Genomic DNA, 20,084 nt, shown 5'->3' with positions numbered 1-20,084 from the left:
TACGTGATGATCCAATTCTTTGATGATTTATTCCAAAACAACAAGTACGTCTCCCTCATTGACAAAATCACCGATATCCACTTTCAACTCAGCCACTTTTCCTGCGACCTGGCTTTCAACCGGAATCTCCATCTTCATTGATTCGAGAATCAAAACCTCCTGGCCGGCTGTAATTTCGTCCCCAATTTGCACAAGTGCATTCAAGATCGTTCCTGCCATCGTAGCTGTAATCTCTTTCATATCCTGCTTCCTCCTTTATTTCACAGCAAATGATTTGCTTGATAAATATCCAGTTGAATAACTGCCATTCCTAAAATCGCTATCGTTAACGATTTCTTTGAACAATGGCAAATTTGTTTTAATGCCGGCAACCGACAGGCTGTTAAAAAATTGTCCGGCATTGTGTATGGCATCCATTCGTGTTTCTCCATAAAAAATGCACTTCGAAATCATCGGGTCATAAAAAGGCGTGACAGTATTGCCTTCTTCATAACCATGATCGATTCTTACTCCTGGAGATTCTTCCCAGGTGAAGGTCGCAATTTTTCCCGGCGAGGGCATAAAAGTGACCGGATCCTCTGCATATAGCCTGAATTCGATCGCATGCCCTGCTTGTAAAATATCAGGCTGGAGAAGCGGCAACTGTTCACCCCGCGCAGTGAGGATTTGCCACTTCACAAGATCAAGTCCGGTAATTTGCTCTGTGATCGGATGTTCCACCTGGAGTCTTGTATTCATTTCAAGGAAATAAAAATTCTGTTGTTCATCAACAATGAATTCAATCGTCCCGGCATTCACATACTTAACGGCTGCGGCAGCTTTAATTGCCGTCTTATATAGTTCCTCTCTAACCTGTTGAGACAAAAACGGGCAAGGTGCTTCTTCAATAACCTTTTGGTGCCTCCGCTGGATCGAGCAATCCCTTTCGTATAAATGAACGATGTTCCCATGCACATCGCCGAAAATTTGCACTTCGACATGGCGGGCATTATCGATATACTTTTCGATAAATACTTCCTCACTTCCAAAATAAGCTTTAGCCCGGGCTTTTGTTGATTCATAAAACTTAGTGAGCGCTTGCTCATTTTCACAGCGCACCATGCCAATTCCGCCACCACCTCCGCTCGCCTTGAGCATAACCGGATAGCCAATCGATGCTGCGAATGCCGTGGCCGCTTCCAATGTTGCCATGCCTTCTTCACTTCCAGGCACAACCGGAACTCCTGCGTCCTTCATCGTTTGCCTTGATGCGATCTTATCTCCCATCAATTCAATCGTTTCAGCTTCAGGTCCAATAAAGATCATACCTGCTGTACGGACAGCTCTTGCAAAATCCGGATTTTCTGATAAAAAGCCATAGCCTGGATGTATTCCCTCCACTCCTTCTGCCCTGGCAATTTCCAATATTTCATTTCCTTTCAAATACGATTTATTTACGGGTGGCTCCCCAATTCGAAACGCACTCTTTGCTTCCCTTACATACGGCATGTCCTGATCAGCATCTGAAAAAACAGCGACGGTTTCAATCCCCATCTGATGGCACGTCCTAATAATTCTTGACGCAATTTCTCCCCTGTTTGCAATTAAAACTTTGCGCATTCCCTTTCCCCTTTCTTCGGTTATAGCGGCTCCATAGAGAATTTCTACAATCTTCTGCCCGATTCCTGCTTTTGCGTGAAAACGCTTTCGTATTTCTATGCAGAATTTTTTGTTATTTTGTTATATAATTATTTTATGGAAACTGCATGAATAAACTACTAATAATAATGCGTTAAGTTTTAGCAGCGTCAATCCATCGTATTCTGATGGACATTAAATTATACTGTAAACCGGAAATTCAGGCGAGGGGGATTATAATGGGGTTTAGTGTAGACAAATTAAAGGTAAACTACAAAACTCTTGAAGAGTTTAAGAAATTTAAAGAATATGGCATCCAGGAACTGTCGATGCTCGAGGATCTTGAAGCAAATATTATTGAAAATGACAGCGATTCACCTTTTTACGGGATTTATTTTGGAAATAAGCTTGTAGCGAGAATGAGCTTATATCAGGTCGAAGGGAAATTCAACCGCTATTTTGACCCGCCTCTGGATTATCTTGAGTTATGGAAGCTTGAGGTATTGCCCGACTATCAAGGGAAAGGCTATGGAAAAGCACTAGTCGACTTCGCTAAAAGCTTTAATATGCCAATCAAAACAAGTCCCAGAGTTCGGTCCCAGGGGTTCTGGGAAAAGATGGACTTTGTCCCTGTTACCTATGATATGGACCGCGACTTGGGGGAAAACCCACTTTTATGGTTCCCGGCAGGGGTTAAAGAGCAGGTACATTAAGAACTGCAGGTTTTGACCTGCTCTTTTAGCACCTTAAAATAACCAGGCGGACTTAATGAAGTCCGCCTGGTTATTTTTCAACCCTTTCGAGGTTTCCGTTCTTATCCATCTGAAATTTCACTTTTTGCTGCTGCCTGTCTTCATCCTGTAAAACGAAGATTTTCCTCGCCCGCTCCATTACTTCCATTAACGCCCTGTAATCCTCTTCAACTGTTTTTAGCTCCTTTAGCAGCTTTTCATTTTCAGCAGCGAGGTAAAAGGTTTTTTTCTCCAAGTCTTTAATTTTCGCTTCATATTTGCCAGCCTCTGTGGTATTGGTCTGCCCCGCCTGTTCATAAAGCTGGTTTAAATAAAGAATGACCTGCTCAAAACGTATTTCCGGAACAGACCCCGGGCTTTCTGGAGCTTCGGCATGCTCTTCCGGAACGGAATATTGCGGTTCTCCCGGGCTTTCTTTTTCAATTGCTTCTGGATTCTTCTTTAATTCTTTCCGCTGCTTCTTGGCCAGTTCGATCCCTGATTTATATTGTTTACGTACGTAGGAGTTCCATCTAAAACCACATGCTGCAGCCGTTCGTGACAGCTGTTTACCCACTTCCTCAAATGCCTGCAGCTGTGTTCCTCCCTCTCTTATATGCCGCAAAACGATTTCGGCAAGCAGTAAATCTTCATCCTGTGACCAGGCATCCTGGCGTGTCGTTGACATTCACAAATCCCTCCCAGCGTTTAGTGAGTGGAGTCCAGCAGGCCTTTCCCAAGCTTCTTACCGAAGAATCAGGCCATCAGCGTTAAACCTGCATAAACCGTATAACTGCCACAAAGGAAGACAAAAGCTTCCTTTAATAGTAGTTCACCTTATTCATTCTTATGCGAGTGCTAGGAAAGATAGAATGCAATGATGATGTTGTTAAAAAGAAAATCTAAAATCACTTATTGTTCATGAATTTATCAACCTGGTTATGATGCTCTTCCATTCCCCATAACTTTGCACATTCTCTCACTTCTTTTTCAATTCGCAAAGCTATATTGGCTGCCAGCCATTTTCTGATGAGCATTGCTTTGTATGCTGCTAATACAGACCCTTCGAGAGGAAATATCTTTTCAATATGATGGATGAATGTTAAATCGTTTTCTTCTATTATGTAATCAATAAATCCTAGATTCGTTAATTCTTCCGTCTGATACACTCTGGCTTCCATCAGCATTTTTATGGCGTTGGCAGCAGGAATTTTCTCAGCTAAAATCGTACCTCCGCCCCATCCCGTTGTGATTGCTAGTTTTCCTTGAACAAACCCTGCCTTAACTCCCTTTTTCGCGATTCGAAAGTCGCAGGCAGCGGCAAGTTCACAGCCGCCGCCAACAGCTGTTCCGTTCATGGCAGCAAAAGTCGGCTTTGGGAGCAGCAATAGCCGCAAAAGGATTTCTGACATTTTCGAGAGCATCCCATATGCTTCCTGTTCAGTTTTCAGAAGATGGAAGACCGCTAAATCTCCCCCTGAACAAAAGGCATTATCGCCTGCTCCGGTAATGACCAGCCCCTTCAATTCCGGTTTTTTCATCATCTCGATCGCTTCATGCAAACCATCGATAATCTCATAGTTGATCGCATTTCTTTTTTCCGGCCGGTTGATGGTGAACATTAAATAGCCATTTTGCGCTTTTAATAAATAAGGTTCCATCGTTTTCCTCCCAAATTATATAGTTGAGTGAATTTCACAATGTAACAAGCTGAACCGAAAAACGAATGAAGTGTCTAGATTACAGGCGTATGCCGTAGGAAATGAATAACAATATCTGTTCGTTTTTCAATTAAAGAATTGCTTTATGAAAATTCATTCAGTCAACTCTATTTTAGGAATGATCCGGGTTCTAGTTCAAGCTTTTTAAATCAGGCATCGAGAGGGATTCCAGGAGGACGCAGTTGTGGTGCTTTTTAGGAGCAATCCCGGTTTCGCTAATTCCGGGCACGGTTCCGCATATTCAGCAGCCATGCAGTGTTCTGAAAACGACAAAAACCCAAGGACGATGTCCCTGGGTTTTATCTAACAAAAATTAGTCGTTTACAACTTCTTTTCCTTTGTATGTTCCGCAAGACTTACATACACGGTGAGCAAGTTTCATTTCACCACAGTTTGGGCACGCTACCATACCGGGAACCTGTAATTTAAAATGAGTACGACGTTTTCTTTTCGCAGTTTTAGAAGTTCTTCTAAAAGGTACAGCCATTCTTCCCACCTCCTTAAAGAGAATTAAGAAAGTTATGAAGGCCAGTCAAACTGGATTCTTCAAGTGCTTCTTGTTTTTTCCTTCCGACTATTTATCAGAAGGGTTATCTTTTTGATCAAAAAAATTAGCTAGTCCGGCAAGACGGGGATCAATCTTTTCCCGCTTTTCCTGCTCGTGAATGACTTCCCAATCTTTTCCTGACTGAGGAGCTCCTTCATCACCGCTATCTTCACAGAAAACTTGCATTGGGACCTCAAGCAAAAGAATCTCCTGAACAACCGGCATCAGGTCAATTACTTCTCCTTTTACTTGATGAACTTCCTCTTCGGTTTCATAATCCAAACCTTTCAAGAGAAACGTTTCTGTTGTTTCAACATTAATTGGATAATTCACGTCAACTAAAGTACGAGAACAAGGAAGAACTAAATGACCTTCTATTTTCAAATGGAATGTCACTTTCGCTGCATCTATATCCGCCCGGCCGGTAATATGCATAGGCGAAACAGAACGGATTGTCGGATCAACTTGTGTAATCTCATCAACACTCACCGTTTCATCAAAAGGAAAATCCTTGCTTCGATATTTTTGCAACTGACTTAAAGTCCATTTCATACGAATCACCCCAAGGCAACAAAGGTAATTATAGCTTTCATATAATTATTTGTCAATATTTTTTCTTTACACTATAATGTAGACATTATCCTACCACTTAAACTGCTTTGTCAACCTATTGATAGGATTTAGTATGCCCTTCTGCAAAAAATCGCGAGCTTTTTCACAACAAAACAATGAGGGAGATAAACCCATCATGAAAGTTGTCGGAGTCATTGTTGAATACAATCCTTTCCATAACGGCCATGCCTACCATCTCGACATGGCAAAGAAGGTAACCGGTGCCGATGTGGCGATTGCCGCCATGAGCGGCAACTTTCTACAGCGCGGTGAGCCTGCGCTTGTTTCAAAATGGACAAGGGCCAAAATGGCTCTATTAGGCGGGGTTGATCTTGTTTTTGAGCTGCCTTACCAATTTGCGACTCAGAAAGCCGAAGTCTTCGCTAATGGAGCAGTATCGATCCTTTCATCCGCTGGCTGCACCCATTTATGCTTCGGAAGCGAATCAGGGGACATTGATTCATTTTATACGGCGATAGATTTTTTGAACATGCACGACAGCGAGTTTCAAAAAAATATCAGGTACTATTTAAGTAAAGGTGTCAGCTATCCAAAAGCGCTGGCGCTCGCCTTTCAAGATGTAAAACCCGGGGAAGAAATGGCTGACTTATCAAAGCCGAATAATATCCTTGGATTCCAATACATAAAATCACTGCAAAGATTGGAGACGAGCATCGAGGCCGTAACGGTTAAACGAAAAAGTGCCGAACACCATGATGAGCATTTTTCTTCGGCAACGATCGCAAGTGCAACGAGCATCAGGAAGGCATTATTTTCCGAACAGGGTAAGCTTGACGAGGTGCAAAGCTTGGTTCCCGAAAGCACCTACAGGCTGCTTGTTGAGCATTTTCAGGAATTTGGGCGTTTTCATAGCTGGGACAGCTACTGGCCTTATTTGCGGTACAGGCTGATCACAATGTCTCCCGCAGAATTGGCACAGGTCTATGAGGTCGAGGAAGGCCTCGAAAACCGGCTTATTTCGTGCGCGCTTCAAGCAGCTTCGTTTGCTGATTTTATGCAGATGGTTAAAACAAAACGGTATACATGGACTAGGCTGCAACGGACATGCGTCCATATTTTAACGAACACAAAAAAAGCGGAGATGAAAACCGTCACGGAACCAAATTATTTACGGTTGCTCGGCATGTCTGAGCGCGGTCGTGACTACTTACGTAACAGGAAGCAGCACTTTACTGTTCCGGTTGTCTCCAGGCTGTCCGCCTTCAAAAATGAGCAAATCGAGCTTGATATAAAAAGTTCACGAGTATACGCGCTCGGGGTACAGCCAGACCGACACGCATCAGGCATCGGTGATGAATTCAAGCAGCATCCGATCTATTTACCTGATGAAAAATAAACAAGCGGCCTTGTATCACTTTGATACTGTGCTGCTTGTTGTAATCTCGATTATTTTTTTTCAAGTCTCTCCAAATACTGGACCGCTTCGTCAAAGGTGTTAACAGGAACGATTTTCATATCCGTTTTAATATCTTTTGCTGTTGTAACCGCGGCCTGATAATTTGATTCCTCGGCTCCACCCTCAAATGGGGCCAAAAAGATTTCCGCGCCTGCTTTATCGGCGGCGACAACTTTTTGCTCAATACCACCGATTCTGCCGACTTTTCCTTCCGGATCGATCGTACCTGTACCTGCAATATTATAGCCATTTGTTAAATCGTCTTCTGTCAGCTGATTATAAATCTCAAGGGAAAACATTAAACCGGCCGACGGTCCGCCGATATCCTCGGTATCCAGCGTTACTTCCGGATCGGTTATCACTTCTTTATCTTCTGTGAGCATGATCCCGACTCCGACCTTTTCAGGATTGTCTTTATATGGCTCAATTGGCAGTGAAACATTCTTCGTTTTACCGTCTCGCTCAAAGCTTAATGATATTTCTTCACCAGCTTTTTTGCCGCCCACATAATCAACAAACTGATCAGACGACTCAAACTCCCGGCCGTCCACTTCAAAAATTTTGTCGCCAACGGCCAGTTTCCCGGCTGCTGGCATATCATCAAAAACATTCAAAACATAAACACCTTTGTACTTGTAATCGATCTGTTTCCCGGCCTTTTGGTAGGAGACTTCAATGGCGGCTGTTTGCGAGCTGGTCATAAGATGCAGCTGGCGGACATTATACTCTTCATCAGTTTCATCCGGACTCTTAATCATTTCTTCCGGGTGAATCTGATGATACTTATTAAATTTAGCAGCCAAGTACGAATAAATGTTGGCACGGCCCATTCTGACCGTCGTTAACATAAAGCTCCCTTCCTCCTCATAGCCGTTCTCTACTTCAATAATTGGTTCCAGTTCCTTCGCCATACCCGGCTTTGAAACGTAAAAGGGTAAATAATAAAAAGTGCTTGCTATCAAGAAAATAGCTGCAATAATGAAGGCACGTACATAAAATTTTCGCTGCATTACTTACTGGGGCTCCTTCCATCTTTCAAAAACGCTTCTGATTTGATTAAGCTGTTTTCTTGTTTCCTGTTCGCCAATTAAAATAATTTCTTCTATATTTGTAAAAGCTCTTGAGCTGTACATTTCCACTCTTGGGCGTATCATTACATCCGAGGCAATTTGCCTGTTCATGACAAGTTCATTTTGCATGATATCGAGGCTCTGCATAATTACATCGTAAATTGAGATGATCTCGGTATTTGTTTTGACATGCGATACATCTACAGCAATGACTAAATCAGCGCCCATCTCCTTTACAACAGAAACAGGCACCCTGTCAATGACCCCGCCATCAACGAGAAGCCTACCGTTTAACTTTTCCGGAACAAAAATTCCAGGTATTGAAATGCTTGCCCGGACGGCATCGGCAATCGGCCCGCTGTAAAAGACGACTTTTTCGCCTGCCATGATGTCTGTTGCAACAACGCCGACTGGTATATCAAGCTGCTCGATATTTTTCCCATGGGTAAAAATACGAATAAGTTCCTTGACTCTTTTGCCGGAAATAAAGCCCATTTTCGGTACCGTAAAATCCAGGTAATATTTCCGTTTAAATGCTTTTGACAATTTATAAAGCCGTTCTATGTCAAGTCCTGCTGCAAAAAAACAGCCGACCATAGCGCCCATGCTGCTGCCTGCCAGCAAGTCAACCGGTATCCCTTCTTCCTTCAATACTTTCAGTACACCTAAGTGGGCAAACCCCCGAGCTCCTCCTGAACCAAGCGCGACACCTATTTTTGGACGACGCAAAGAGATTACCTCCCGCTCAAATTTCAGTCTGATTCAATCTTATGGTCTATTTCATGGTTCTATGAGTATATTGGGATATATAAGGACAAGGCATGCAAGGCGCCAAAGGTTATGGACGCCTCTCTTTTAAGACTCGATCAGGATTCAGCTATCGATGCTTTTTTTCTAATAACCAATATTCTAACACTGTTTTATACAGTTTGCACAGCAAGGAGGGAGGCAGCATTGTTTCTTTCAAAATTCAAAACAGTTTTCCTCGCTTTATCGGTCACGATGATGGCTGTATCGCTGATCTCTTTTCCACAGGAGTCTGTTGATGCTTCGATTAGGGGGCTGAATATGTGGTGGGAAATCGTCTTTCCATCTCTGCTGCCGTTCTTTATTGTTTCTGAAATGTTGATCGGCTTTGGAGTCGTCAAATTCATTGGAGTATTGCTTGAGCCATTGATGCGGCCGTTATTTAAAGTTCCTGGAGTAGGCGGTTTCGTCTGGGCGATGGGGATGGCTTCCGGCTACCCCGCAGGCGCAAAGCTCACTGCGCGCTTGCGGCAGGAAGGACAGCTGACGAGAATAGAGGCAGAAAGGTTGGTCTCATTTACAAATTCCTCTAACCCGTTGTTTATTTTCGGCGCAGTGTCAGTCGGTTTTTTTTATCATGCACAGTTAGGGATTATTTTAGCATTGGCCCATTATTTAGGAAATATCTCAGTCGGGGTAATAATGCGATTTTACGGAAAAGATGATGAGAAAGGAAATGAACAAAGCCAGCATAAATTTTCTATTAAAACAGCATTATCTGCTCTGCACCGGACGAGAATTAATGATAACCGTCCGATTGGGAAGCTGCTCGGTGACGCGGTCATGTCATCCATCCAAACTTTATTAATGATCGGCGGCTTTATCATCCTATTTTCCGTGATTAATAAACTGCTGTACCACCTGCAATTTACTTCTTTTTTCGCAAAAATAATCGAAGTGATCCTTGATGTCCTGCATTTGCCTGTGATGCTCAGTATTCCATTTATTTCCGGCCTCTTTGAAATCACGCTTGGCAGCCAAATGACCAGCCAGGTCCAGGAAGCCACGCTGATGCAGCAAACCATTATCACAAGCTTTATCCTTGCTTTCAGCGGATTCAGTGTTCAAGCTCAGGTAGCGAGCATACTTGCCCAGACAGACATTCGTTTTCAACCTTTTTTCTTCGCCCGTGTAATTCATGGAATACTCGCAAGCTGCTTTGCCTTTTTATTATGGAATCCGGTTTATGAAAGGTTTTATAACACAGAAGAGCCATCTAATGCCCTTCCCGTCAGTGTTTTTGCCGAGGATTCCTGGGTTTTGCAAGCATATAAGATCCTTGTTGACACAGGACCGCTGATTACAATTGCATCCCTTTTCGTTTATACAGCGTTGTACGCTAAAAAGTTGACCGGCAAGCTGTAATTTGAGCTATTCAAAAAAAGCCTGCACTGTGATTATTCCAATAGTGCAGGTTTTTTAATTTTATCGTCTAAATTTATCCTTCAGTGCTTGTTCAACAACTGGAGGGACCAGCTCGGAAATATGGCCGTCATACTTTGCTACCTCTTTAACAATACTTGAGCTTAAGAAAGAGTACTGGTTATTGGTCATAATAAAAAACGTTTCAATCTCGGGATTTAAGACGCGGTTCATCGAAGTAATTTGCATCTCGTATTCAAAATCGGATACAGCTCTCAAACCACGTATGATCACTTTGGCATTCACACTTTTCGCATAATCCACCAGCAAGCCCTGAAACGACTCTACGTGGACGTTAGGAATATCTTTCGTAGCTTCCTTAATAAGCTGAATTCTTTCTTCCACCGAAAATAATGGTTGTTTCGAAGAATTGTTTAAGACAACGACATTTAAATTTTTGAACACCTTTGCACCTTTTCTAATAATATCAAGATGCCCATATGTAATTGGATCAAAGCTGCCTGAACATACCGCTACTTCAGTCAATTGATTTCCCCCCCATACTCCGCAGAATCGTTTGTAAAAATCGAAATGGCGATGACGCCGTATTGCTCATGCTTTTTCTTGACCAGGGAACCTACTTTGTCAGGAAGTTGAACGTCATGGCTATGTTCACAGACAATCGTGCCGTGTTCAGAGATGATATTCTCCTGTTCAAATGTTTCGAGAAGCTTGAGAAGCTGCTGTTGTTTATAAGGCGGGTCGAGAAAAATATAATTGAACCGCAGTTCCCGTTTCTTGATCGCTTTCAAAGCCCGCGCCGCTTCATTCCTGTAAACCTCTGCCCGTTCTTCCAATCCGCATGTTTTAATATTTTCATGAATCGTCTGGATTGCCTTTCCATCGCGATCAACAAAAATCATTTGGTCCAATCCCCTGCTCAACGCTTCAAGCCCCAATCCGCCGCTCCCCGCAAACAGGTCAAGGCCTGTGCCTCCATTAAAATATGGGCCGATGATATTAAACATGGCCTCTTTCACCTTGTCCGTTGTTGGCCGTGTTGAATTTCCCGGTACCGCTTTCAGTACTCGTCCTTTACAGGTTCCTGAAACAACTCTCATATGTATCACCACTAATTTCTGACATAAAACAAGCATCTGGAATTATCCTATCATAATTGGTTTTTTGCCGCCAACCTGTTAGATGCTTTTTTTCGTCTGACTGCTTTTAAAAAAATAACCAAAAAGGGTGTATAACCCCATCTATTGTGGAAATACTGTTATTAACAGCATCTATCGAGGATGTTGTTGCCAACCGCGGAGAAGACTTACGTTTCCCCATAAGTTCTTCCTCCGGTTTCTCCTCTCCCTTTGCCTTCTATTCTTAGAAATAAGAATATAGAAGGACCCTGCAGGAAGCTGCAGGGTTTTTTTCTTGTTTTTACTCTTTTAGCTCGGAAATGCTAATTTCCTGTTCATTTTCTGCAATCGAAAAGCTAAAAAGTGTTTCAAGCCATTGCTGTTCAATATAGACACGATTGTCAATTGTAATGAGCGGATTTTCCAACAGGCCGTAATCCTGCTCATTATAAATAAATATATTGCGGTCAGCAAAGAAGCGGTAGCTGTTGCTTCCTTTATTGAGCAATAATTCTCCCTGATCCGCTAAAGCATTTGCCTCGTAGCCCATTTCAGTCATGATCTCCATAAATGGGAACAGCTTTTTTCCGTCCTGATAAATAATTTCGATCCCGTCTACCTGTTTATTGGCTGCCCGAATAACCCTTGAGTCATAGAAATAGAGAGGGACGAAAGCGGCCGAATCCACCCTGTTTAATGTGAAAAAGTGAGTCCCCATCCCTTTTGCAGCTCCTAAAAGTTCATCCAGATTTTTTGTAGTTACTTCCGGCTCCTCTTTCACTGCAGAAAAAAATAGGTTTAGCTGAGCATCAGTAAGCTTAGCCATAAGTTCATTCAACATTGCTTGTCCCTTTGCACTGGAACTCTGCTGCTGTGTGATCGCAGCGGCAAAAAGATCAATAAGCCCGTTTTCCTCTGGCGAAAGAGTTCTAAACTTTTGTGAAAAATAGATATGAGCTGCTTTTCGTTCAACCGTTTCAATTGGTTCAGCTTTTTTTGTGATCAGAAGCCCCTTTCCCATTGTTTCAGGATATTGATCGGTCATCACAATCGATAGATGGGGGAAATCAGCGATTTTTGCTAAAGACTTTAACTGTAATGGTGCGCCTTGTTGAGTTTGTTCGCGGTAATAGCTGATCCCACCTTGATCGATTGCCGCCAATGGTTGTGCTTGCCAGTATAAAGAAAAGGCCTCTCCTTCTCCTTCAAATGCATAATAATCAATAAATTCAAGCTTTTGCTGACCTTTTAAAGGTGCACCGGCAATCCATGAGCCATTTCTTCTTACAGAATCGACAATGTCGAGCTTCGTGCTTGAAGCGGCAACACCCGGGAATTTTATCGTCCAATCATCCAGGAACACAGAAGCAGCGCCATCATCGACAGGCAGGCTGTATTCGAGTGTGATGCTTCCTGCTTTGGCCAGGAAGGTGTCCGGATTATCATCGGTTGATTGACACGGATTCGCTTCTTTTGTTACACAGCTCCAGTTTGCGATTGATTCCGGAACCGAAATGCGATATTCTTTCCCATCTGTCAGTCCTTCTATAGTTTGGGAAATTTTCAATTCCCGGGATTGTGATTCCACTGTTAAATGCTGAAGGGCCTTTTCCTTGATCTCCTCAGACTGCTCAATTTTTTCAGAGTAAGCTTCCCACTGCCAGAACAACATGCCACTGACGGCAGCTGACAAAATTGTAAATAAAAATAAAAATGCCCGTAACAATCGGAACTCTCCTTACCAAAATTATGTTTACCTTAACAATAACAAAATCACTCTTATTCGTCACACAAATTTTGTATGAAAAACTCGAAAAATGTTTTTCATTTTGAAGTATTCTCTGGCATACTGAAATCAATCATTTTATCAGCCCGATGCAATAATAAAAAGGTGAGATACGCCCCCACCTTTTAAATTCCCATTTTATAATCATACTCTTTTGCTTTATCAGGTTTGGAATTTTCGAACTCCAGTTGCAGAAAAGGCTTATATGAAGGTTCAACCTTTTTGACAAACGAATAGGATTGAATTTTTTCAAGTAGTCCTTCCATTTCTTCTTGATTACAATATAGAACAGCGTATTTCAAACGCCTTGAAACATAATGGACATTTCCAAATCTTCTCAGCATCTTTGCTTGCTTTAGTGAGTAAAGCCAAATAATGATTCCCTGCCGTTGACCAAACATATTGATACCCCTTCGAGATAGGTTTTTTCTAATAGTCTAGCATAATAACCGTTCTTTGATCAATAAAGTTCCTTTTATTTGAAACTCGGTTGCCTTTTTTCTAAAATAGTCATAAAGGAACAAGGTGCAAAAGTATGAATTTGGATCATATTTGGAACCGCTTTATTCAGTTGTTACAAGCCGATCCGCTTATAAATAAAGCTTACTATAAAAAAGTGGCAGGCATACCGTTTCTCTATTTACGCGCCATTGGTAACCCGCCTGATCGGCTGTTGGATGCAGCCATTCGGCGTTCCTCGGCAACAGCGATGAAAGGAAAACAACTGCACAGTGAAACGGTCTTTGTCCGCTCAGACGATCAATTGTTCGTTTACCGGCACCGTTTTTTTGTACCGCAGCAGAAAATGTTTTGCTGTGGCAACCAGTGTGCTGACTGTGTCCTGCTAAAGGGGCAATCGTATTGGACTTGAGGCAGCGGAGGGTTTTCAAACTAGTCATTAAGGTTGTCATTAAACTTCAAAAGGCGGTTTTGCTTATGTCTTTAACAAAGCATATTCTGATCATTGGCGGTACAGGCATGCTTAAGGGAACTGTGGAATATTTTTTGAACCGTGGTGATACTGTATCTGTTGTGGCCAGAAACACAAGTAAAATAACTGAACTTTCAGAACGATTGGTACTGTAACACAGTGGTCAGCCAGACCATAATATTTTCTGAACTTGTTGTGAGACCAAATGAAAAAGGCAGGGGATTCCCCATGCCTTTTTCATATTTGGTCTTTGATTCATCAAGCGGAACATCCACAGCTCCCGCCTGAGCCACAGCCGCCACCACAGCTTGAGCCGCTGTCGAAGAAAGGATTGCCTGTCGGCACTTTTACACTTTCGGACACTGATTTTCCAATCAAACCACTCACTGCGTCAAGTAATGCTTGAAGCTCGTTTTCCGCCTTCTTAAATTCGTATATATTCGAATCTAAATCGAGCTCCCTTTTTACTGTGCGGATCTCTCCCATCACCATTTTATAATCAGGGTGGTATTTTCCAAACCTTTGCACTTCCTCATACATTTCCTTCATCTTGGTAAAGGCCTGGAGCTTCCGCTGCGTTTCCCGGCTGTTCCTTAATTTATATAAACACTGGCGATAATGCTCAGCAGCTTCTGATTCTATGATCATATTGGCTAGCTCATCCGCCATATCTAAAAGCATGATTCTTTCTGTTGTAGCAAGCAAATCGGCACACCTCCGTCTCATATTTTAACATGAAACGGCAGGCAAAGCTAAATGATTTGTTAAGAAATGGTCACATGAATTTCATTTTTAAGCTGGTAAGGTTGATTATATGGATTCACCAGCTCCATTTTAATGCGATGGGTTCCAGGAGAAAGATCTTTTATGATAAAGGCAGCCGCTGTCACTTCTTCTCTCTTTTCCCCATCTACATAAACGACGATTTTCCCTTGCTCTTTTCCTGTTTCATGTGGAGCCCTGAATGATATACCTGTGACAAAACACTCAACAAAGACGTTATTCCCTTTTACATGGTGCTGGACAGAAAATGTTTCGTTTTCTGCCTGCTTAAACGCAAATACAGTTGAATTCTCGCTGATTACTGCGGGCAACGATTCGGCACGTACTGTCGTTCCCGTTTCCGGTGCAAGTAACTCACTCTGGCATCCTGTTAGGCAAACGAGGACAAACAACAACACAAGGCGGGCTTTCCGTTTCACTTTCCTCACTCCTTTATGCCTGTATTATTAGCCGCATGTCCATCTTTTAACCGAATAGCCTTACACTCATTAAACAGGCATAGAAAGGCTCTCCCGGCAGAAAAGAAAGCCTTTGCTAAGATCCGGACTTCATTGCCTGGAACATATGCATCATCATCGATGCCATTTGCACACCGTATGAGAATTTTTCAACCCGATGCGGAATCGTTTTTTTATAATAATCAAGGGCAGCCGCCTCAAGTTTGTCAACGTCATATGGGTTTCTTGTTAACAACCTGTACCATTGGGGCTGCTCCCTGACAAATTCCTTTAAATCTTTTTTGCTATTCAAAAACTCGATTAATTCCGTTCGCACCTTTGTTCTCCTCTCAGTCTTTTCTAAACATAAAAGGGCTGGTTGGTGGATTTGCTTGTTGCGGGCCCGGCTGCTGGGGAGATCTTTGAAATTGGGAGATTACCCCCTGTACGGCCGTAAGAGCCTGGCTGATGTTCTGGATATGCTCCTCCATTTGATTTTGGTCCATTTTTTTAATAACGCTTGTTATTTGTGCTATCCAATCGGTTTTCTTTTCGCCAGATTCTTTTATAACTGGTTTCTTACCTTCCCGAAAAGAATCCCATCTGCTATCATCCTCGCCAAACAAATACCAATCCTCATAAAGCTCTTTCCACGTCGTGTTTCCTTTTCGCACTTCCTGAATGATTTTTGGATTCGCTTTGACAAAATCCTTAAATTGTTCTACAGACGGATGAAGCTTTTTCTGTACCATTTTGATTCACCTCTATTGTGATCCATTCGCCTATCATACAATATGATTTTTTAGTAAAATAGGTGAAAAAATAAAAAATCAAAGGCGCGAGGATGAACTTGAGTTCGTCCCCGCGCCAAATTGTATTACTTTTCCCAATTTTGAATAAAATTTTGTGTATAATGCCTTTCATAAACTCCGACGCCAAGATGAGTGTAATCTGGATTTAGCAAGGTTTCACGATGTCCCTGACTATTCAGCCAGCCTTCGACAACCTCAGGTGCATCAATATAGTTCGCCGCAATATTTTCACCTGCCAGCTGATAAAAAACATCAGCTGCATCGAGCCTGTCCGATAAATCGCCCGATGTTTTCGAAGTGTGGGAAAAATCGCCGCTGTCATGCATGTCCTTGCTGTGGGCAACAGCAACCTCGGCTGTTTTTTCGTCCCAGGTGACAGGACCGGCGTTATGGCGGCTTCTAATAATATTTGTAATATCCAATATTTGCTGTTCCATGCCTGCCTCGACCAGATCGCTTTTTGTTTCGTCCAGGGGCTTGGGCTCAAGCAGTGGGCCGCGATACGTAAGCTCATACGGCCTATGGGTGATCAGCGTCTTTTCATCCAAATAACGGACGCTTGAAAGGCTGCCTGTAAATTTATCGATATAAAGCTGGGCAAAATAATCGCCAATTTTAACAAGCGGACGGGTATTCATATCCGTCTCGGACAATTCAAACTGGTATGATCCTTTGTCATATTCAAGATTTACATACATTTCTATTAAAACAGAAGTATAGATTTCCTCAATTGGCTGGCCAATATGAAATGGCTGGACGTTGCTGTCCTTACCGTTGGCATAAATGGTTACAACTTTATCCGCTTCGATGCCAACTTGTATATAGTTTTCAGGATCCTGATAGATCCACCATTCGTAATCATAAAAGGACAGGTCACGCCGATCTGGTGCACCAAGCGCGGTTTGGACAGTTTGGCTATGTTGCCCCATCAAAGCAGCGAGGCCGTCTTTAGGGGCTTCAACCCCGGACTGTTGATTTTCATCCGTGTCTGGTAGAGATAAATCTTCTTTTGATAACGGCTGATCGTTATGAATAAGAATGTCTTTTTCTTTCTCCCCGTTTAAACCAAGGTATAATCCAAATGTTAATAGTGCAGATACTATAAGTAAAATCCTGATAAGAGTTCTCAGTGGGATACCTCCCTTCTATCAATTTCTCTATTATTATATGTATGTTATTCAAAAATATTATAGCATCTATATCTTTGTTTTTGATAGAACACCGCCTAGACCGAAAAATGTCGATCGCATAAAAAAAAGAAAAGACACCTTTAGATGTCTTCTCAATGGTGAAATTCTTCCGGCTCTGATATTTCAGAAAGTGCTGTTTTCGCTTGATCATCCGTAAGTTCACGAACGGCCAAATCACCGAGCGCGACGATACCAGCCAGCTTGCCATTTTCAACAACAGGCAATCTGCGAATTTGGTGTTGTGCCATCAATTCAGCAGCTTCTTTAGTCGAGGTATCCGGACTGACCGTGATTAGGTGTTTGCTCATAATCGCTTCCACCTTCGATGATCCAGGATATTTTTCAGCAACACCGCGAACAACAATATCCCGGTCTGTAATCATGCCGACAAGTTTATCATTATCGACAATTGGAATGGCCCCGACATCCAATTCTTTCATCTTTACAGCGACTTCAAATACATTATCAAGCAAGGAGCATGTTTCTACATCCTCAGTCATAATCCCGCGAACCTGTTCCATATGTCCTCCTTTATAATCCTGAAGTTTGTCCAGCCATTATTAATCGTCCAGCCTATTTTTCCACAGTAAATGAGGAGAAATAATCTTATTATCAAAAAATGTTTTCTAACCGGTTTATGGCTGCGTTCCAAATTTCTTTATGCTGCTGCTTATACTTGTAGGGTTTCCAACAGCAGGATATTTATTCGCAATATGTTGAGGGTTTTTTTTCAAAATAGTTTTCAACGTGCGTTTTAGGGGTGAAAACGAGTCCAACGTTATTATTGCAACTTTTTTACTTTTCTACTATTATTGAATTGAGATAAATTCGCCTTAATTGATTGTGTTATGCGGATTGTTTTTAGGAGGGACATAGGATGAAATTTGAAAATACCGGTTTTGAAGAATTAAAAGCAGATTTAAATCGTCTCGATGAGGTTATGCTTGATCATGGACTTGTAAGGGAAGAACAATGGGATTATGAACGTGTTACATACGACCGCAAGTTTGAGCTGAAAGAAGGTATTTACTACCTGCGCGTGTTTGGTTATGCGGTAGAAGGTGATGTAGGGGCCCACAATGCAACAATTCAATTGATGACACCTGTGCTTGGCAAACACTACTATCCACATGGCGTGGAATATGGAGAAGATGAATTTTTTCCGATGCCGCTTGTCAACCAATGTGAAAAACTGCTTGCTGAGCTAAAAGCAATTATTGAGAAATTTTAAAGGCGCAAAATGCGCCTTTTTTTTGTAGTTTAAGAGCCTTCCGATCTGCGCTTCTAAAAGCAGAACCGTTCATTCAAGCTGAGCTTTTTAATCTAAAAAAAGTCATAGATAAACGTCGTCTGGACAGGTATTTTCTTTTCAAGCTCGTCTATTTCTTTTTCGCTGCCTGTTAAATGCCCGAGCTGGAAAAGTTCTTTTGGCCTTTGAAAGCCTGTTAGGATGGCAGACAATGCGTTTATATTCATGGTGATGCCCCGTTTAGGAGGATGGGCACAATGGCTTCCCTGCTTCTCTTTATAAGCCGTTACACCAGCTTCGGAAATCAGATATGATCCATTGTTCCAATCTGCATACTCATCGGAAACATGCAGAAAAACATTTTCACTCGTTTGCAGAAATGCAAAGCTTTCCAGACACTTTTCTGCATCAACAACCCGTGCCATAAAGTAAGGAAAAACCTCTGTTTTTACATTGGGTTGTTTTAAATAGTAAGGAAAAGGGTCGTTTACTGGCAACACAATGTTTACGCTGTCAACCATTGAATCATGCTGGCAAATGAAATTCCACAGGTTGACCCGCGCTTCGTAATCAAGAGCAGCCATTTCCTGTACATTGAGAATATTATTTTTAACACTATACAATATGTATCCTTTCGGCACATGCTCGTTGTCGTAAAAAACGGCTGCTGATGAATCGCGATAAACGTTGTCCAGCCACCATTCCTTCGTTCGCGAAAGCATCCCCGAATATTGCTTCGCATACTCTGCATAGACGTTTTCTATATCTTTGTGATGGGTATCCTTTTTAAACCTCATAATCGATCCGCTTATGGCTCCGGCCATATGTAAATCCTTTTTCTCGATCATAACCTTCTTCCGCTCGGTTAAAATCTCCCAGCCGAACTTCCGGTAAAATGCAATATCGAAAGGATGCAAAAATGAGATGATTTGATTTTGCTCGCGCATTTGTTGTAATGCATGAACGATTAATGCCTTCACATAGCCTCTTCTCCGATATTCCGGATAGGTCGCCACGCCTGCAATTCCACCCATGCTCCACTCCTGTTCTGAATGATTACTTTGAAAGGGATAATATTCAACTTCGCGGTCAGCTGCGTGCCATCCCAAATTCCAAACACGTCATGATGCTTAATTTTGTCAATCCGAGCAGGAATATCGCTGTCCGGCAACTCGTACTGAAAAGCATACATTGATAGTTTTAAAGAATATGTGAGATCTTGTTCAGTCATTTTTCTAATCTCCATATTTCCTCCCCTAATCCGTTTTTGACTACATCTTTTAAAATTCTAGCAAAAAAAGAAAATTCCTTTAAAAGGATTTTTTTCATACAAAAAGCACTGCATACTTTGCAGCACTTTTTTCCGGCTTATTAAAATCCTAAAATAGCTTTTATAACGGATGTTGTTTCTCCGCCACTGTAAAAAATGTATAACAGCAGATACACAGCTAGACCCGTCGTCGCGGTGAAAAACCAAATAATACTGGTGATTGGGCCGAGTTTTCGATGGCGCGCCAATTTATTTTTATAGCCTGTCAAGAGCGTCACAATCCCGAAAACGGCGCCAGTCGTGGCCAGGAAAATATGAAAGACAAGGAAAACTGTATAGTATATTTTAATATCATCCGGGCCGCCAAACGATGTATTTCCTATGAAGATTGTCCGGCTCGCATATATGACAAAGAAAATAATCGCAAAAATCGCTGCGACAAACATCGTTTTTTTATGAGCTTCAATTTTTCGCTGTTTTATTAGGTACCAGCCGATCGCCACCGTAATGGCACTGAGCACGATAAACGTCGTGCTGATCGTTGGAAGTATCGGAATTGATTGCATAATTGATTACCTCTCCATTCTTTTGCACATAGAATCA

At 42.1% G+C, this 20,084-nt stretch carries 26 protein-coding genes and 1 pseudogene; 6 read left to right on the top strand and 21 right to left on the bottom strand.

The genetic code is table 11. The annotated features are described in order from the left end of the window. Nucleotides 1-27: 27 nt before the first annotated feature. Together CU635_RS07310 and CU635_RS07305 are read right to left on the bottom strand one after the other, a co-directional pair. Nucleotides 28-240 carry a biotin/lipoyl-containing protein gene (locus CU635_RS07310; protein ID WP_101576514.1) on the bottom strand — a complete coding sequence of 71 codons (213 nt, stop codon included), beginning with the start codon at nt 238-240 and terminating at the stop codon, nt 28-30. Nucleotides 241-255: 15 nt separating this feature from the next. Then, nucleotides 256-1,599, bottom strand: coding sequence for an acetyl-CoA carboxylase biotin carboxylase subunit (locus CU635_RS07305; protein WP_101576513.1), 1,344 nt, complete (start codon nt 1,597-1,599; stop codon nt 256-258). Nucleotides 1,600-1,856: 257 nt separating this feature from the next. Between CU635_RS07305 and CU635_RS07300 the strand changes: the two genes are divergently transcribed. Continuing rightward, on the top strand, nt 1,857-2,330 hold the full coding sequence (locus CU635_RS07300; protein ID WP_101576512.1) for an N-acetyltransferase: 474 nt from the start codon (nt 1,857-1,859) through the stop codon (nt 2,328-2,330). Between the two features lie 70 nt (nt 2,331-2,400). Here the strand turns inward: CU635_RS07300 and CU635_RS07295 are convergent, their stop codons facing one another. From CU635_RS07295 to CU635_RS07280, 4 genes are all read right to left on the bottom strand, one after another. Then, nucleotides 2,401-3,036, bottom strand: a complete 636-nt coding sequence (locus CU635_RS07295; RefSeq protein WP_101576511.1) for an RsfA family transcriptional regulator — start codon at nt 3,034-3,036, stop codon at nt 2,401-2,403. Between the two features lie 220 nt (nt 3,037-3,256). Further along, nucleotides 3,257-4,009: an enoyl-CoA hydratase/isomerase family protein gene (locus CU635_RS07290; RefSeq protein ID WP_101576510.1), complete on the bottom strand. Its 753-nt coding sequence runs from the start codon at nt 4,007-4,009 to the stop codon at nt 3,257-3,259. A 373-nt stretch (nt 4,010-4,382) separates the two neighbouring features. Beyond that, nucleotides 4,383-4,556 (bottom strand): 50S ribosomal protein L32, encoded by a 174-nt coding sequence (gene rpmF / locus CU635_RS07285; protein WP_101576509.1) that lies wholly within the window; start codon nt 4,554-4,556, stop codon nt 4,383-4,385. A gap of 87 nt (nt 4,557-4,643) precedes the next feature. Further along, nucleotides 4,644-5,168, bottom strand: coding sequence for a YceD family protein (locus tag CU635_RS07280; protein WP_101576508.1), 525 nt, complete (start codon nt 5,166-5,168; stop codon nt 4,644-4,646). A 196-nt stretch (nt 5,169-5,364) separates the two neighbouring features. On the opposite strand from CU635_RS07280, the gene CU635_RS07275 reads away from it, so the two are divergent. Beyond that, nucleotides 5,365-6,585 carry a nucleotidyltransferase gene (locus CU635_RS07275; protein ID WP_101576507.1) on the top strand — a complete coding sequence of 407 codons (1,221 nt, stop codon included), beginning with the start codon at nt 5,365-5,367 and terminating at the stop codon, nt 6,583-6,585. Between the two features lie 50 nt (nt 6,586-6,635). Here the strand turns inward: CU635_RS07275 and CU635_RS07270 are convergent, their stop codons facing one another. Both CU635_RS07270 and CU635_RS07265 read right to left on the bottom strand, forming a co-directional pair. Next, entirely contained in the window at nt 6,636-7,655 is a 1,020-nt protein-coding gene (locus CU635_RS07270; RefSeq protein ID WP_101576506.1) for a SepM family pheromone-processing serine protease, read from the bottom strand. Between the two features lie 3 nt (nt 7,656-7,658). Continuing rightward, nucleotides 7,659-8,444 carry a patatin-like phospholipase family protein gene (locus CU635_RS07265; protein WP_101576505.1) on the bottom strand — a complete coding sequence of 262 codons (786 nt, stop codon included), beginning with the start codon at nt 8,442-8,444 and terminating at the stop codon, nt 7,659-7,661. 225 nt (nt 8,445-8,669) lie between these two features. Between CU635_RS07265 and ylbJ the strand changes: the two genes are divergently transcribed. Then, entirely contained in the window at nt 8,670-9,887 is a 1,218-nt protein-coding gene (ylbJ, locus tag CU635_RS07260; protein WP_101576504.1) for a sporulation integral membrane protein YlbJ, read from the top strand. Nucleotides 9,888-9,947: 60 nt separating this feature from the next. Here the strand turns inward: ylbJ and coaD are convergent, their stop codons facing one another. The 4 genes from coaD to CU635_RS07240 form a co-directional block, all read right to left on the bottom strand. Beyond that, nucleotides 9,948-10,430: a pantetheine-phosphate adenylyltransferase gene (gene coaD, locus CU635_RS07255; protein WP_101576503.1), complete on the bottom strand. Its 483-nt coding sequence runs from the start codon at nt 10,428-10,430 to the stop codon at nt 9,948-9,950. Next, entirely contained in the window at nt 10,427-11,005 is a 579-nt protein-coding gene (gene rsmD, locus CU635_RS07250; RefSeq protein ID WP_101576502.1) for a 16S rRNA (guanine(966)-N(2))-methyltransferase RsmD, read from the bottom strand. The genes coaD and rsmD overlap by 4 nt, the downstream gene beginning before the upstream one ends. 319 nt (nt 11,006-11,324) lie before the next feature. Next, nucleotides 11,325-12,749, bottom strand: coding sequence for a stalk domain-containing protein (locus CU635_RS07245; RefSeq protein ID WP_101576501.1), 1,425 nt, complete (start codon nt 12,747-12,749; stop codon nt 11,325-11,327). A 185-nt stretch (nt 12,750-12,934) separates the two neighbouring features. Further along, on the bottom strand, nt 12,935-13,210 hold the full coding sequence (locus CU635_RS07240; RefSeq protein ID WP_101576500.1) for a YlbG family protein: 276 nt from the start codon (nt 13,208-13,210) through the stop codon (nt 12,935-12,937). Nucleotides 13,211-13,344: 134 nt separating this feature from the next. Between CU635_RS07240 and CU635_RS07235 the strand changes: the two genes are divergently transcribed. Both CU635_RS07235 and CU635_RS23265 read left to right on the top strand, forming a co-directional pair. Continuing rightward, a complete protein-coding gene (locus CU635_RS07235; protein WP_101576499.1) occupies nt 13,345-13,680 on the top strand; it encodes a hypothetical protein in 336 nt (111 codons plus the stop codon). Between the two features lie 65 nt (nt 13,681-13,745). Continuing rightward, nucleotides 13,746-13,895, top strand: coding sequence for a Rossmann-fold NAD(P)-binding domain-containing protein (locus tag CU635_RS23265; protein ID WP_180956540.1), 150 nt, complete (start codon nt 13,746-13,748; stop codon nt 13,893-13,895). A gap of 103 nt (nt 13,896-13,998) precedes the next feature. Here CU635_RS23265 and CU635_RS07225 read toward each other — a convergent pair whose 3' ends face one another. The 6 genes from CU635_RS07225 to CU635_RS07200 form a co-directional block, all read right to left on the bottom strand. Continuing rightward, a complete protein-coding gene (locus CU635_RS07225; RefSeq protein ID WP_101576497.1) occupies nt 13,999-14,445 on the bottom strand; it encodes a YlbF/YmcA family competence regulator in 447 nt (148 codons plus the stop codon). A gap of 59 nt (nt 14,446-14,504) precedes the next feature. After that, nucleotides 14,505-14,942, bottom strand: a complete 438-nt coding sequence (locus tag CU635_RS07220; RefSeq protein WP_101576496.1) for a hypothetical protein — start codon at nt 14,940-14,942, stop codon at nt 14,505-14,507. A gap of 115 nt (nt 14,943-15,057) precedes the next feature. Beyond that, nucleotides 15,058-15,297, bottom strand: coding sequence for a YlbE-like family protein (locus tag CU635_RS07215; protein WP_101576495.1), 240 nt, complete (start codon nt 15,295-15,297; stop codon nt 15,058-15,060). A gap of 13 nt (nt 15,298-15,310) precedes the next feature. Further along, nucleotides 15,311-15,712 carry a YlbD family protein gene (locus tag CU635_RS07210; protein ID WP_101576494.1) on the bottom strand — a complete coding sequence of 134 codons (402 nt, stop codon included), beginning with the start codon at nt 15,710-15,712 and terminating at the stop codon, nt 15,311-15,313. 125 nt (nt 15,713-15,837) lie between these two features. Further along, nucleotides 15,838-16,902, bottom strand: a complete 1,065-nt coding sequence (locus tag CU635_RS07205) for a CAP domain-containing protein (RefSeq protein ID WP_101576493.1) — start codon at nt 16,900-16,902, stop codon at nt 15,838-15,840. Nucleotides 16,903-17,054: 152 nt separating this feature from the next. Beyond that, nucleotides 17,055-17,483: a CBS domain-containing protein gene (locus tag CU635_RS07200; protein ID WP_101576492.1), complete on the bottom strand. Its 429-nt coding sequence runs from the start codon at nt 17,481-17,483 to the stop codon at nt 17,055-17,057. A 356-nt stretch (nt 17,484-17,839) separates the two neighbouring features. On the opposite strand from CU635_RS07200, the gene CU635_RS07195 reads away from it, so the two are divergent. After that, entirely contained in the window at nt 17,840-18,193 is a 354-nt protein-coding gene (locus tag CU635_RS07195) for a YugN family protein (RefSeq protein WP_101576491.1), read from the top strand. A 92-nt stretch (nt 18,194-18,285) separates the two neighbouring features. On the opposite strand, the gene CU635_RS24195 is transcribed toward CU635_RS07195, so the two are convergent. The 3 genes and pseudogenes from CU635_RS24195 to CU635_RS07185 all read right to left on the bottom strand — a co-directional run bounded on the left by CU635_RS24195 (nt 18,286) and on the right by CU635_RS07185 (nt 20,047). Continuing rightward, a complete protein-coding gene (locus CU635_RS24195; protein ID WP_342751449.1) occupies nt 18,286-18,933 on the bottom strand; it encodes a GNAT family N-acetyltransferase in 648 nt (215 codons plus the stop codon). Nucleotides 18,934-19,140: 207 nt separating this feature from the next. Then, a pseudogene (locus CU635_RS24190) lies at nt 19,141-19,403 on the bottom strand (GNAT family N-acetyltransferase); the annotation flags it as partial. Nucleotides 19,404-19,582: 179 nt separating this feature from the next. Next, entirely contained in the window at nt 19,583-20,047 is a 465-nt protein-coding gene (locus CU635_RS07185; protein WP_101576490.1) for a DUF420 domain-containing protein, read from the bottom strand. Between the last annotated feature and the right edge of the window lie 37 nt (nt 20,048-20,084).

This window comes from Bacillus canaveralius, assembly GCF_002860125.1.
GTDB classification, from domain to species: domain Bacteria; phylum Bacillota; class Bacilli; order Bacillales; family Cytobacillaceae; genus Bacillus_BJ; species Bacillus_BJ canaveralius.
The sequence above is the reverse complement of the archived record's forward strand: the minus strand, read 5'-3'. Positions and strand labels throughout refer to the sequence as shown.

What these genes read in the sequence shown, in the direction of transcription:
- rpmF (WP_101576509.1), bottom strand. Translation starts at nt 4,556, where the DNA reads ATGGCTGTACCTTTTAGAAGAACTTCTAAAACTGCGAAAAGAAAACGT.
- CU635_RS07305 (WP_101576513.1), bottom strand. Translation starts at nt 1,599, where the DNA reads ATGCGCAAAGTTTTAATTGCAAACAGGGGAGAAATTGCGTCAAGAATT.
- CU635_RS07310 (WP_101576514.1), bottom strand. Translation starts at nt 240, where the DNA reads ATGAAAGAGATTACAGCTACGATGGCAGGAACGATCTTGAATGCACTT.
- CU635_RS07185 (WP_101576490.1), bottom strand. Translation starts at nt 20,047, where the DNA reads ATGCAATCAATTCCGATACTTCCAACGATCAGCACGACGTTTATCGTG.
- CU635_RS07290 (WP_101576510.1), bottom strand. Translation starts at nt 4,009, where the DNA reads ATGGAACCTTATTTATTAAAAGCGCAAAATGGCTATTTAATGTTCACC.
- CU635_RS07200 (WP_101576492.1), bottom strand. Translation starts at nt 17,483, where the DNA reads ATGGAACAGGTTCGCGGGATTATGACTGAGGATGTAGAAACATGCTCC.
- CU635_RS07235 (WP_101576499.1), top strand. Translation starts at nt 13,345, where the DNA reads ATGAATTTGGATCATATTTGGAACCGCTTTATTCAGTTGTTACAAGCC.
- CU635_RS07240 (WP_101576500.1), bottom strand. Translation starts at nt 13,210, where the DNA reads ATGTTTGGTCAACGGCAGGGAATCATTATTTGGCTTTACTCACTAAAG.
- CU635_RS07280 (WP_101576508.1), bottom strand. Translation starts at nt 5,168, where the DNA reads ATGAAATGGACTTTAAGTCAGTTGCAAAAATATCGAAGCAAGGATTTT.
- CU635_RS24195 (WP_342751449.1), bottom strand. Translation starts at nt 18,933, where the DNA reads ATGCTTTCGCGAACGAAGGAATGGTGGCTGGACAACGTTTATCGCGAT.
- CU635_RS07295 (WP_101576511.1), bottom strand. Translation starts at nt 3,036, where the DNA reads ATGTCAACGACACGCCAGGATGCCTGGTCACAGGATGAAGATTTACTG.
- rsmD (WP_101576502.1), bottom strand. Translation starts at nt 11,005, where the DNA reads ATGAGAGTTGTTTCAGGAACCTGTAAAGGACGAGTACTGAAAGCGGTA.
- CU635_RS23265 (WP_180956540.1), top strand. Translation starts at nt 13,746, where the DNA reads ATGTCTTTAACAAAGCATATTCTGATCATTGGCGGTACAGGCATGCTT.
- CU635_RS07300 (WP_101576512.1), top strand. Translation starts at nt 1,857, where the DNA reads ATGGGGTTTAGTGTAGACAAATTAAAGGTAAACTACAAAACTCTTGAA.
- CU635_RS07195 (WP_101576491.1), top strand. Translation starts at nt 17,840, where the DNA reads ATGAAATTTGAAAATACCGGTTTTGAAGAATTAAAAGCAGATTTAAAT.
- CU635_RS07270 (WP_101576506.1), bottom strand. Translation starts at nt 7,655, where the DNA reads ATGCAGCGAAAATTTTATGTACGTGCCTTCATTATTGCAGCTATTTTC.
- CU635_RS07275 (WP_101576507.1), top strand. Translation starts at nt 5,365, where the DNA reads ATGAAAGTTGTCGGAGTCATTGTTGAATACAATCCTTTCCATAACGGC.
- CU635_RS07210 (WP_101576494.1), bottom strand. Translation starts at nt 15,712, where the DNA reads ATGGTACAGAAAAAGCTTCATCCGTCTGTAGAACAATTTAAGGATTTT.